The 12,561-nt window shown below is 59.0% G+C and carries 9 protein-coding genes; 4 read left to right on the forward strand and 5 right to left on the reverse strand.

The features are described from left to right. Positions 1 to 3: 3 nt before the first annotated feature. Both argE and DI396_RS06195 read right to left on the reverse strand, forming a co-directional pair. Positions 4 to 1,170: an acetylornithine deacetylase gene (gene argE / locus DI396_RS06190; RefSeq protein ID WP_110795287.1), complete on the reverse strand. Its 1,167-nt coding sequence runs from the start codon at positions 1,168 to 1,170 to the stop codon at positions 4 to 6. Between the two features lie 6 nt (positions 1,171 to 1,176). After that, positions 1,177 to 2,997, reverse strand: coding sequence for an ABC transporter ATP-binding protein (locus DI396_RS06195; RefSeq protein ID WP_110795405.1), 1,821 nt, complete (start codon positions 2,995 to 2,997; stop codon positions 1,177 to 1,179). Between the two features lie 320 nt (positions 2,998 to 3,317). On the opposite strand from DI396_RS06195, the gene DI396_RS06205 reads away from it, so the two are divergent. The 4 genes from DI396_RS06205 to DI396_RS06220 all read left to right on the forward strand — a co-directional run bounded on the left by DI396_RS06205 (position 3,318) and on the right by DI396_RS06220 (position 8,390). Beyond that, a complete protein-coding gene (locus DI396_RS06205) occupies positions 3,318 to 5,015 on the forward strand; it encodes a peptide ABC transporter substrate-binding protein (RefSeq protein ID WP_110795289.1) in 1,698 nt (565 codons plus the stop codon). Positions 5,016 to 5,156: 141 nt separating this feature from the next. Continuing rightward, positions 5,157 to 6,164 (forward strand): ABC transporter permease, encoded by a 1,008-nt coding sequence (locus tag DI396_RS06210; protein ID WP_110795290.1) that lies wholly within the window; start codon positions 5,157 to 5,159, stop codon positions 6,162 to 6,164. After that, complete coding sequence (locus DI396_RS06215) at positions 6,157 to 7,101, forward strand: ABC transporter permease (RefSeq protein WP_110795291.1); 945 nt, start codon at positions 6,157 to 6,159, stop codon at positions 7,099 to 7,101. The genes DI396_RS06210 and DI396_RS06215 overlap by 8 nt, the downstream gene beginning before the upstream one ends. Positions 7,102 to 7,328: 227 nt before the next feature. Continuing rightward, complete coding sequence (locus tag DI396_RS06220) at positions 7,329 to 8,390, forward strand: YeeE/YedE family protein (protein WP_110795292.1); 1,062 nt, start codon at positions 7,329 to 7,331, stop codon at positions 8,388 to 8,390. Between the two features lie 527 nt (positions 8,391 to 8,917). Here DI396_RS06220 and DI396_RS06225 read toward each other — a convergent pair. The 3 genes from DI396_RS06225 to DI396_RS06235 form a co-directional block, all read right to left on the reverse strand. Then, a complete protein-coding gene (locus tag DI396_RS06225; RefSeq protein WP_110795293.1) occupies positions 8,918 to 10,351 on the reverse strand; it encodes an NAD(P)(+) transhydrogenase (Re/Si-specific) subunit beta in 1,434 nt (477 codons plus the stop codon). Positions 10,352 to 10,364: 13 nt separating this feature from the next. Then, entirely contained in the window at positions 10,365 to 11,936 is a 1,572-nt protein-coding gene (locus DI396_RS06230) for a Re/Si-specific NAD(P)(+) transhydrogenase subunit alpha (protein WP_110795294.1), read from the reverse strand. 134 nt (positions 11,937 to 12,070) lie between these two features. Beyond that, positions 12,071 to 12,532: a methyltransferase family protein gene (locus tag DI396_RS06235; RefSeq protein ID WP_110795406.1), complete on the reverse strand. Its 462-nt coding sequence runs from the start codon at positions 12,530 to 12,532 to the stop codon at positions 12,071 to 12,073. Positions 12,533 to 12,561 lie beyond the last annotated feature (29 nt).

Here is a 12,561-nt window from a genome sequence, read left to right on the forward strand (position 1 = left end):
GGGTTATCCTTCCGCCAATTGGTCCAGCAGGCGGCGCATGAATGCATGACCGGCCTCAAACTGGGATTTTTCTATAAATTCATCGGGTTGGTGGGCTTGCGCGATGTCGCCGGGGCCGCAGACAACAACGGAATATCCCGCCGTTTGAAAATGCCCCGCCTCGGTGCCGTAGCTGACGACCTTTGATCCGTTTGCCCCCGTCACGCGGCGCGCCAAAGCCTCTGCCGCGCCGTCCTGTTCGGGCCGCAGCGGCGGGATTGAAAACACTTCCTCGATTTCAATACGCGCCTCTGGGCGCACCGATTGCATTTCGGCCTCGACCTCGGCCACGCGGTCGAAATAGGCGGCGCGCCATGCGACCGGATCCTCATCCGGCAACACCCGAAAATCAAGATCGAACCAACAATCGCGCGCCGTGATGTTATGGGCCGTGCCGCCCCGGATCGTCCCGACATGCACCGTGGTCCAAGGCGGCTCGAAAATCGCAGCGACCGCCGAGGGAGCCAGTGCGCGGTTGGCGGCATTTTGATCGTTGGCCCAAGTGATCAATTTCGCCCCTTCCATGATCGCATTGACACCGGTGTGCATAAGCGAGCTGTGCACATCAAAACCGATCACATGGGTTGCATAGCTTGCGCCGCCCTTATGGCCGGTGACGATATCCATGCTCGACGGCTCGCCTACGATCACGGCCTCGCCTTTGGGCAAAACGCCCTGCATTGCGGCGATCATCGGCGGTGCGCCGGTGCATCCGGTTTCTTCGTCATAACTCAACGCGATCTGCAACGGGCGCGTGACGCCGCGATGCTTCGCCTCGACCAAGGCCCAGATCGCCAGCGCGTCAAAGCCCTTCATGTCGCAACAGCCGCGCCCGTAATACCGCCCGTCCCGTTCGACCACGGTAAAGGGATCATCGGCCCACGGTTGGCCCTCGACCGGCACCACATCGGTATGCCCCGATAGCACCACCGCACCCTCAACTTCCGGCCCGACATGGGCAAAAAGCGCCGCCTTTTCGCGGTCCTCGTTATAATGCCGGTGGGTGCGGATGCCGTGAGCATTCAGATACTCCTCGACCCAGTCGATCAACGGCAGGTTCGACAGGCTTGAGACGGTTGGAAAGCTGACCAATTTGGTCATCAGGTCCAGCGGAGAAAGGCGTTCGGTCATGATCACTCAATACCCGCTATCGGTGGTCAAAACCATATGGCCCGCAGACACCTCGCGGTAGTGGCTCGGCTCTGGCGCATAGTCCATCGGATGAATGGGCGAAGGGATCGGTTTGAAATTCAAATCCTTTTCCGATTTACGTTTGCGCGGGTCGGCAATCGGCACCGCCTTCATCAAGGCTTTGGTATAGGGGTGCTGCGGGTTCTCGAACACGGCGGCGCGCGGCCCGATTTCGACGATCCGGCCCAAATACATCACGCCGACATCATGGCTGACGCGTTCAACCACAGCCATATCATGCGAGATGAACAGATAGCTGAGCCCAAGATCGGCCTGTAGCTCCATCATCAGGTTGACCACCTGCGCCTGCACCGAGACATCCAAGGCCGAAACGGCCTCATCCGCGATAATAAGTTTGGGGTTGAGCGCAAGGGCACGGGCAATCGCGACCCGTTGGCGTTGCCCGCCGGACAATTCATGCGGATAGCGGCGCATAAAGCTGCGCGGCAATTCCACCCGATCAAATAACATTTCGACCCGCGCCTGTAGCTCCGCCCCGCGATGGGTATCGAAATTCCGCATCGGTTCCGCCACTTGGTCGGCCAAATTCATCTGTGGATTGAGGCTGGCAAAGGGATCTTGAAAGATCATTTGCATATCCTGACGTGCACGCCGCAAATCGCCGCTATCCAACCCGATGATATCACGATCGCCGACTTGAACGCTCCCCGACAGAGGCTCCACCAGCCGCAGGATTGACCGGCCCACGGTGGATTTGCCACACCCGCTTTCCCCCACGAGGCTCAGCGTGCGACCCTTCATCAAGGTGAACGACACATCTTCGGCGGCGTGGACATTGGCAACAGTGCGGCGGAAAAACCCGCCCTTGACCGCAAACCGCGTGGTCAGGCCTTTGACCGTCAGCAAGGGCGCGTCGGTGCCGACAATCGGTTTGATCTCCTGGTCTTCCTGCCCCAAAAGCCGCATCGGTTCGGGCAAGGGTTTGCCGCGCATCTCGCCCAATTTCGGCACCGCCGCGAGCAAAGCCTTGGTATAGTTGTGTTGCGGGCGCTCGAAAATCTCCTCGACGGTGCCCTCTTCGACTTTATTGCCGCGAAACATCACCACGACCCGATCGGCCATTTGCGCCACCACCGCCATATCATGGGTGATGAACATGACCGCAGTGCCGGTTTCGCGTTTCAACCGATCCATCAACGCCAAAATCTCGGCCTGAATGGTCACGTCCAAGGCGGTGGTCGGCTCATCCGCGATCAACAGACGCGGCGCGCAGGCCAAAGCCATGGCAATCACCACCCGTTGGCGCATGCCGCCGGACAATTCATGCGGATATTGCGCCAGACGACGTTCGGGTTCGGGAATGCGCACCTGACGCAAAAGCTCCAGCGCCCGCGCCTGTGCCTGTTTTTTAGTCATTCCCTTGTGAAGCCGCAATCCTTCGGTCAATTGCCGCTCTACGGTGAATACGGGGTTGAGCGCGGTCATCGGCTCTTGGAAAATCATGCCGATTTGATTGCCGCGAATGGTCCGCATCAGGCTTTGTTCGGTCTGCGCAAGATCGATATCGGCCCCGTCCTGGGGGTGAAAATGCATCTCTCCGCCGGCAATTGTGCCGCCGCCATATTCAATCAAACGCATCAACGCCAACGACGACACCGATTTACCGGAGCCGGATTCACCAACAATACATACGGTTTCACCGGCATTCACGGTAAAAGACACATCCTCCACCCCGACCACGGGGCCGTCTTTGGTTTGGAACTCGACCCGCAGGTTTCGGATATCGGCAATTGTATGATCGAGCATCGGCGGCATATCCAATATTGGGAGAGGCATTCAAGCTGTCCTTGACGCTACAGCCGCGCGCTGCAAACTGTCAAACCGCTAGGACTACGGTGACCTTACGGCGTCCGCGGCCTAGACCAATTGGTCAAATCAAATGCTTGCAATTTATGCAACTTCGGTCTTCGATGTTGCAATCTTGGGGGATTCCGAATGGCACAACCGCGCCATGCCGGATCACCGCGCTTTTGATCAAGGCCACGGCCTTGAATTTTGCGCCACTCCCCCGCACGAACGCCAAAGGCACGCGCAAACAAAAGACGTGCCGCAACATGGAGAGAGTTATGAAACTGAAATCCCTACTTCTCGGGGCGATCGCAGCCACCGCCTTTGCCCCTGCGGCGATGGCCGAGCGCGGCAGCGATGGCGAAGTGAAAATCATCTATTGGCAAGCTCCCTCAATCATGACCCCCTATCTGTCAGGCGGGACAAAGGATTTGGAAGCGGCCTCTTTGGTTTTGGAGCCTCTGGCGCGCTACAATGAAACCGGCGCGATGGTGCCGTGGCTTGTTGACGTGGTGCCCACGGTCGAGAACGGCGGCGTGTCCGAAGACCTGACCTCGATCACATGGAAGCTGAAAGAGGGATTGAAATGGTCGGACGGCACCGATGTGACCTCCGAAGATGTGAAATTCACATGGGAATATTGCACCGCTGAAGGCGGCGGCTGTGCCCAATCGGAAAAATTTCTTGATGTGACCGATGTAGAAACCCCCGACGCGCAAACCGTTGTTGTCAAATTCGGTGTGGCCAAACCCTTCCCCTATGGCCCCTTTGTCGGCGCGCAATCTGCGATCTTGCAAAAAGCACAATTCAAAGACTGCATGGGCCCGAAAATGCCCGAATGCACCGATGCAAATTTCGGCCCGATCGGCACCGGCCCCTTTGTGGTCACCGATTTCCGCCCGAATGATGTGGTCCAGCTTGAGGCCAACCCGCATTACCGCGATCCCGCCAAACCGGCCTTTGCCAAAGTGACGCTCAAAGGCGGCGGCGATGCCACCTCTGCGGGCCGTTCGGTTTTGGAAACCGGCGAATATGACTATGCGTGGAACCTGCAATTGGCCCCCGAAGTCTTGGCCAATATGGAAGCCGCGGGCAAAGGCAAAATCGTCTCTGGTTTTGGCACCTTGGTTGAACGCATCATGGTCAATATGACCGACCCTTCGGCCAGCCTTGGCGACGAGCGCGGCACGGCGGCGCACCCGCATCCATTCTTGTCGGATATCAACGTGCGCAAAGCCCTGTCGATGGCCATCGACCGCGCGCTGCTCACCGAAATCGGCTACGGCGATGCAGGACGTGCGACATGTAACGTGCTGCCGGCTCCGGAAATCTACGCCTCGACGGCCAATGACGCTTGCCTCGTGCAAGACATTGCAGGCGCCAACAAGCTTCTCGAGGATGCCGGTTGGATCAAAGGCGGCGACGGGGTGCGTGTCAAAGACGGGGTGCGTTTGAGCATGCTGTTCCAATCTTCGACCAACGCCGTGCGTCAGGATTTCCAAGCCCTGATCAAACAGTGGTGGAGCGAGATCGGCGTTGAAACCGAATTGCGCAATATCGACGGTTCGGTGTTCTTTGGCGGCGACCCCGGATCGCCCGACACCTTCCAAAAATTCTGGGCCGATGTTGAAATGTATGCCAATAACTTCGACGGCACCGACCCCGAAGCCTATATGGCCAACTGGGCCTGTGATCAGGCACCGCGCCCCGAAACCCAATGGCAGGGCAACAATATGCCGCGTTTCTGCTCGGAAGAGTATGAAGCATTGATCGCGCAAATGGCGGGCACCGGCGACATCAACAAACGCGCCGAATTGGCCAAAGCCATGAACGACATGTTGATGCAGGCCTATGTCATCATCCCGCTGGTCGACCGCGGCCGCGTATCGGCCCATTCCAACAGCCTTGGTGGTGTGGTCCTCAACACTTGGGATAGTGAATTGTGGAATGCCGCCGATTGGCACCGCATGAAATAATCGCAATCTGCGATTTCGGGCGCGCCCCTAACCAAGGCGCGCCCTTCTTTTATCTTTCCCGTTTGCCTCCCGTTCCCGTTTCTTCCTGCCCTCGTCCCCATCCCCGTCCCTGTCAAAGACTGACCTGCAAAGGCGCCCTGCATGTTGACCTTCACGATCCGGCGATTGGTTTTGGCCATCCCGACGCTTTTGTTCATCAGCCTTGTGATTTTCCTGCTGCTCGAACTTGCCCCCGGCGACCCGATGGCACAGGTCCCCCTGACCGTGCCGCCCGAAGTCAAGGAGCGCATGCGCGAGGCGCTCGGCCTTGGCGAACCGATCTACATCCGTTTTGGCAATTGGCTGTGGCAGTTTTTCGTCATCGAGCCGATGCATTTGATCGACGTGATGTTCAACACCTCGCTGGCCGAAGGACAGCAACGGGTGATCTCGTGGCAGACCCGCTCGCCGGTCATGGACATCGTCGCACAGCGCATGCCGCAAACCCTTTGGGTCGTGGGCCTGAGCTATGTCGTCGGGGTTCTCATCGCCCTGCCGATCGGGATCTATTCGGCCTATAAACAATATTCATGGTTCGACCAGATCGGCACATTCATCTCGATGGTCGGGTTTTCGGTGCCGACGTTTTTCACCGGCGTTTTGCTGATCGTGGTGTTTTCGGTGCAATTGGGGTGGTTCCCGTCAATCTATGACACCACCTTGGTGGTCGAGGATTGGGCCAGCTTCAAATTGCAAATCCGTCAAATGGTGATGCCGGTCTTTGTTCTCGCGCTTTACAACGCAGCGCAGATCAGCCGTTTTATGCGCGCCTCGATGCTCGACAATCTTGGGCAGGATTACGTGCGCACGGCGCGCGCCAAAGGTTTGGGGGAACGGGTTGTGGTTCTGTCGCATGTGCTGCGCAATTCCATGATCCCGGTGGTGACGGTGATTGCCCTTGGCGTGCCGCAGGTGTTTGGCGGCGCAATTATCACCGAACAGGTATTCAAGGTGAACGGGCTTGGCGCGCTTCTGATCAACGCGATCCAAGCCAATGATTTGCCGATGGTGCAGACCCTGACCTTCATTTTTGCCGTGCTGATCGTGGTGTTCAACCTGATCGCAGATGTGCTCTACGGCGTGCTTGACCCGAGGATTCGTTATGACTGAAACCGGCCCCGGCACCCCCGAAGCAATCGCCGCCCTCACCGATGCCCTACCCTCATCGCCACCACGGTCGCAATGGTGGGACGTCTGGGCGCAGTTTCGTAGCCACAAAGGCGCAATGGCCGGTGCCATGGTCTTCCTCATCATCTTGCTGGCGGTGATTTTCGGCCCATGGCTGTGGCATATTGATCCGGGATACATCGACATCCGCGCCCGCAACCAAGGCCCCTCTTTGGCGCATCCCTTTGGCACCGATCAATTGGGCCGCGACACGATGGCGCGGATGTTCGCGGGCGGGCGGATCACCATGGCCGTCGGCGTCACGGCGATGCTTCTGGCGTTGTTTTTGGGCAGTTTCATCGGGATTCTGGCCGGATATTTCCGCGCCCTCGACGGGCTTTTGATGCGGCTGACCGATCTTTTCCTTGCGCTGCCCTTGCTGCCGCTGATGTTGGTTATGGTGTTGCTGTTTCGCGATCCGTTATCCGCCGCCTTCGGGCCGGAAATGGGGATCTTCATCTTGATGGTTTCCGCCATTGGCATCACCTCCTGGATGCCGACGGCGCGCATTGTGCGCTCCGATGTTCTGGCTTTGAAGGAACGCGAATTCATCCTTGCGGCGCGGTCCTCGGGCACCACCAATTCCAAAATGATCTCGCGCCATATCCTGCCCAATGTGATGAGCCCGATCATGGTTTCGGCAACGCTTGGCATCGCCAATGCGATCATCACCGAAAGCGCGCTCAGCTTCCTTGGCCTTGGCTTCCCGCCTGATTTTCCCACATGGGGGCGGCTGCTGTTTGATGCCACCGACTATTTACAACAATATCCCGAACGGGTGATTTGGCCCGGTGTGGCAATCTCGGTGACGGTGTTGACGGTGAATTACATCGGCGACGGGCTGCGCGATGCGCTCGACCCACGTATTCGCGGGCGCTAAACCTGCGGCGCTGCGAACACATTCAAAAAGGAACAGATATGCCAAAGCCACAGCCCGTGCTTTGGCTCTGTTCTGCGGCCTGTGCAGCGCGCTGGAACGTCTTTCGCCCCGCATACGCAAACCGGAATATATTCCCCGCATCCCGCCCGGAAGTGTGACCAAGACCCCTTGCTCCGGCAGGCGATTGCCCCCTATCTGGAACAAATTCCCGATACCGGAGCAAACCCATGTTCGAATCCTTTGGCTTTGAGACCCTGACCGCACCCCAAGCGGCGGTCTATTTTGCCCTCCTCATCGGGGCGGCCTTTGGCGCGCTGGCGCAAATCACCCGTTTTTGCTTTCGCCGCGCCGTGATGGGCACGGACCGCCGCGAGGCCGCAGGGGTGTGGTTTGCCGCATTGGCCATTGCCGCGCTTGGCACCCAATGGGCGGTGGCCGCGGATTTGATATCCTTCGGGGATCACCGTTTCATGGCCACGGACCTGCCCTATGCGGCCATCATCCTTGGCGGCTTGGCTTTTGGCATCGGCATGGTGTTGACCCGTGGCTGCGTGTCGCGGCTGACGGTGCTTGGCGCCTCGGGCAACCTGCGCGCGGCTTTGGTGATCGTGGTGTTTGCGGTTGTGGCCCATGCCACGCTCAAAGGTGTTCTGGCCCCGGTCCGCACCACATTGGGCGCGATTACCTTGCCGCTTGAAAACGCCGCCTTGCCGGGCAACGGGATGCTTTGGGCCGCGATCATTGCGGTCATCGGCGCGGGCCTCGCCTTGCGTGCCCGCCTGTCGCTGCGCCTGCTGGTGCCCGCGCTTTTGCTCGGCGCATTGGTGCCGCTGGCATGGGTTGGCACCGGCTACGTTCTTTATGATGATTTCGACCCGATCGCGATGGAAAGCCTGTCCTTTACCTCTCCCGCCGCCGAAACCCTGTTTTGGGTGTTGGCCAGCACCTCGATCCCTGCGGGGTTCGGCACAGGCCTGTTGGGCGGCGTGATCCTTGGCGCGCTGGTCGCGGCTCTGCTGCGCGGTGAATTTACCTGGCAAAGCTTTGAAAGCCCCGCACAAACCGGTCGCTATATGGCGGGCGCGGCCTTGATGGGTGTGGGCGGCGTATTGGCGGGCGGCTGCACCGTCGGCGCGGGTCTTTCGGGCGTGCCGACCCTCTCGGTCGCCGCTTTGCTCGCCATCGCTTCCGTCGCAGCGGGCGGCTATCTCGCCGCGCGCGGGCTCAACGAAGGCGCTTTTGCACGCGCCGCAGCATCCCCCGCACGTCAACCACAACCGGCAGAATAAGCGCTCTCCCCCGCTCGGCCCCAGCAGTCCGCCGCGCGAGTGGCGCAAAGAGCGCATGGGCCCGGCAAGGCCACCGCTGACGGGCATCCACCGGCTACGTCCTGATCGCATGGGAGCCAGAGATTCCCCCCCTGCGCCGCACACCGCGCTCATCCGCTTGCACAGGCATCGGGCCGCCACGCCGGACATGCGCGACGGGGTCTGGCCATGCGCGCCGCAATTGGGTGCCTATAGCCCAACAAGTGATGGTTAGGGTAGTTCCCCGCCTCCCAGTTGCCTCCCCGTTACCACTGCATCCTCACCGCATCCGGAACATGGAGCGCCGTGTCGCAATCACCGATGCCCACGCCAAAGCGGTAGCCCCCACTCTGTGCGGTCCGAGCATACCCCCGCCTTTCGGTTTTCAACCGGCCAAGATCACCGACAGATACCACCGGAACGGCGGCGCGGGCGACGACCGTTGGCTGTCATGCAAAAGGGCGCCCCAAACGGGACGCCCTTCACATGTCTCAAACATCACGATCAGATCAGGAGATCAGACCGAGCAGCTTGTTGAGGCTTTCTTTCGCATCGCCATAGAACATCCGTGTGTTCTCTTTGTAGAACAGCGGGTTCTCGATACCGGAATAGCCGGTGCCCTGACCACGTTTCGACACGAACACCTGTTTCGCCTTCCAGCATTCCAACACCGGCATGCCGGCGATGGGGCTGTTGGGATCTTCTTGTGCCGCAGGGTTCACAATATCGTTCGAGCCGATGACAATCGCCACGTCGGTTTCGGGGAAATCATCGTTGATTTCGTCCATCTCGAGCACGATGTCATAGGGCACTTTGGCTTCGGCCAAGAGCACGTTCATGTGACCCGGCAAACGCCCCGCAACGGGGTGAATGGCGAAGCGCACGTTCTTGCCCTTGTCGCGCAACCGCTTGGTCAACTCCGATACGGCTTGCTGCGCTTGCGCCACGGCCATGCCATATCCGGGGATGATCACGATGCTGTCGGCCTCGTCCAACGCGGTGGCAACGCCGTCCGCATCAATGGCAATCTGCTCGCCCTCGACTTCCATCGCCGGCCCTGTGGAGCCGCCAAAGCCGCCCAAGATCACCGACACGAACGAACGGTTCATGGCCTTGCACATGATATACGACAAAATCGCACCGGACGACCCCACCAAGGCGCCAACCACGATCAGCAAATCGTTGCCCAGCGAGAAACCAATCGCCGCCGCAGCCCAGCCCGAGTAGCTGTTGAGCATCGACACAACCACCGGCATATCCGCGCCGCCAATGCCCATGATCAAATGATAGCCGATGAAAAGCGCGGCCAAGGTCATCACGAAGAGCGGAAAGAAACCGCCCGTGTTGAAATACCAGATCAGGCAAATCAACGAGAGCGCCGCCGCACCAGCATTGAGCATATGCCCGCCGGGAAGCTTGGACGCATTCGAGGACAGTTTGCCCGCAAGCTTGCCGTAGGCCACCACGGAACCGGTAAAGGTCACCGCACCGATGAAGATCCCCAGGAAGAGCTCAACACGCAAAATGTTGATTTCGACGCCTGTCTTATGCGCCAAAAGACCGGCAAACCCGTCCAGAACGGCACGCTCGGCCTCGCCCATGGCCATAACCCGGCCCAATTCGATATGCGCGATCAAGCCGACGAACACCGCCGCCAGACCAACCAGCGAATGCATCGCCGCAACCAATTGTGGCATCTCTGTCATTTGCACGCGTGTGGCAACGATATAGCCGATCACACCGCCGCCTGCGATCAGAATGATCGACAGGAGCCAAAGCCCTGCACCCGGTCCAACCAATGTGGCCGCGACAGCCAAAGCCATACCGACAATGCCATACCATACCGCGCGCTTGGCGCTTTCTTGTCCCGACAAACCACCCAAAGAGAGGATGAAGAGGACTGCCGCGACCACATAGGCCGCTGTCGTAAATCCGAATTCCATAATCCTATACTCCTTAAGATTTCTGGAACATGGCTAGCATGCGCCGAGTGACGAGGAAGCCGCCAAAGATGTTGATACCCGCCATGAAGACGGACAATGCGGCCAATAGGATCACAAGCGCCGATCCGGACCCGATTTGCATCAAAGCCCCCAAAATGATGATCGACGAAATCGCGTTGGTCACCGCCATAAGAGGGGTGTGCAAGGAATGCGCCACGCCCCAGATGACTTGAAAGCCGATGAAGACCGACAACACAAACACGATAAAGTGCTGCATGAAGCTCGCCGGTGCGACCAGACCAACCGCCAGAAGCAAAGCGCCCCCGATGGCCAAAAGCCCGACCTGCTGTTTGGTCTGCGCCTTGAACGCTGCGGTTTCTTGCGCACGCTTTTCCTCAGGCGTCAGCTCTTTTGGCGCTTCTTTCTTTTGCGCTGCAATCGCTTTGATCTTTGGAGGCGGCGGCGGGAATGTGATCTCTTTGTCAAAGGTCACGGTCGCGCCGCGGATCACGTCATCTTCCATATTGTGGTTGATCTGGCCGTCTTTTTCCGGCGTCAGGTCGGTCATCATATGGCGGATGTTGGTGGCATAAAGCGTCGAAGACTGCGCTGCCATCCGCGATGGGAAATCGGTGTAACCGATGATGGTCACGCCGTTGTCGGTGACGATTTTCTCGTCCATGACGGTCAATTTGCAATTGCCGCCCTTTTCCGCCGCCAGATCGACGATCACCGAACCGGGTTTCATGGATTTCACCATGTCCTCGGTCCACAATTCCGGTGCTTCGCGGTTGGGGATCAACGCCGTGGTGATCACGATGTCCATCTCGGGGGCCAACTCGCGGAACTTGGCCAATTGGGCCGCCGCAAATTCAGGCGACGACACGGCGGCATAGCCACCCGTTGCGGCACCGTCCTGCTGTTCCTCTTCGAAATCGAGATAGACGAATTCGGCGCCCATGCTTTCGACCTGCTCGGCCACTTCGGGGCGCACGTCAAACGCATAGGTGATCGCACCCAAAGAGGTCGAGGTGCCAATCGCGGCCAAACCGGCGACACCCGCACCCACGACCAAAACCTTGGCGGGGGGGACTTTACCGGCGGCGGTGATTTGACCCGTGAAGAACCGGCCAAAATTGTTGCCCGCCTCGATCACGGCGCGATAACCGGCGATGTTGGCCATCGACGACAACGCATCCATTTTTTGCGCGCGGCTGATGCGGGGCACCATTTCCATCGCGATCACATTGGCACCTTTGGAGGCGGCCAATGTCATCAACGGCTCGTTCGCTGCCGGATTGAAGAAGGAAATCAACGTTTGCCCTTCGGTGAGGCGCTTGACCTCGGCTTCCGTGGGCACACGGACCTTGGCGACAATATCGCTGGCTTTGAACAACGCCGCTGCGGTTTTCACCACCTCGACACCGGCCTCTTTATAAAGCGCATCCGAGAACCCCGCCAGCGCGCCGGCTCCGGTCTCGATCACACAATCATAGCCCAGCTTTTGCAGCTGGCGCGCGCTGTCCGGCGTCATGGCAACCCGTGCCTCGCCCTCCAACACTTCCTTTGGCGTTCCGATTTTCACGTTCTGCGTCCCCCTTTAGGTATTCCAGGTCATCACTTGGATTCGGCGCGTTATATCCGAACCCATACAGGAAAAGCCACGCAATATTATTGCGCAGCTGTTGAACCGACATGTGCCCCACACGCCGCGCACTGTCAAATCCAACGCCGCGTGTTCTGGGTATATTTAACAAAGGCCGTATGGAATTTGCGGCGAAGCCGGTTTTCCTCGGGCAGGATGAAACGGCGTTCGATGATCCAGACGAAAACAGGCACCAACACCAAGGCCAAAACCGCATCCATCCACAAAATCGCCCCGGTCAGGATCAAAGCATCGCCAAGGTAAATCGGATTGCGCGAGCGCGAAAAAACCCCGGTGTCCACCAAAGCATCGGCGTCGCGATGCGGGACAATTGTCGTACGTTTGCGGCGCATCTCCATCACGGCCAGTGCCAATAACAAGACCCCGCCTCCGATCATCAAGCCCCCGAGCAAATCCGCCCAATACCATCCGCGATCGGCGCCAAAGCTGAGGCCGAAAGGCGCGATCCGCGCCTGTAGCCATGCCAGCGCAAGCGCAGCAATCAAATACACGGGGGGCATATCAAACCATTTCATGCCCACTTCATAACCGCCTTTAATCGCAG

Origin of the sequence: Litorivita pollutaquae (assembly GCF_003205515.1) — a bacterium.
Classification (GTDB): Bacteria; Pseudomonadota; Alphaproteobacteria; order Rhodobacterales; family Rhodobacteraceae; genus Litorivita; species Litorivita pollutaquae.

Bases quoted from the DNA above. Each gene is read 5' to 3' on its own strand.
- DI396_RS06210 (WP_110795290.1), top strand. From the start codon at position 5,157: ATGTTGACCTTCACGATCCGGCGATTGGTTTTGGCCATCCCGACGCTT.
- argE (WP_110795287.1), bottom strand. From the start codon at position 1,170: ATGACCGAACGCCTTTCTCCGCTGGACCTGATGACCAAATTGGTCAGC.
- DI396_RS06225 (WP_110795293.1), bottom strand. From the start codon at position 10,351: ATGGAATTCGGATTTACGACAGCGGCCTATGTGGTCGCGGCAGTCCTC.
- DI396_RS06215 (WP_110795291.1), top strand. From the start codon at position 6,157: ATGACTGAAACCGGCCCCGGCACCCCCGAAGCAATCGCCGCCCTCACC.
- DI396_RS06235 (WP_110795406.1), bottom strand. From the start codon at position 12,532: ATGAAATGGTTTGATATGCCCCCCGTGTATTTGATTGCTGCGCTTGCG.
- DI396_RS06220 (WP_110795292.1), top strand. From the start codon at position 7,329: ATGTTCGAATCCTTTGGCTTTGAGACCCTGACCGCACCCCAAGCGGCG.
- DI396_RS06195 (WP_110795405.1), bottom strand. From the start codon at position 2,997: ATGCTCGATCATACAATTGCCGATATCCGAAACCTGCGGGTCGAGTTC.
- DI396_RS06205 (WP_110795289.1), top strand. From the start codon at position 3,318: ATGAAACTGAAATCCCTACTTCTCGGGGCGATCGCAGCCACCGCCTTT.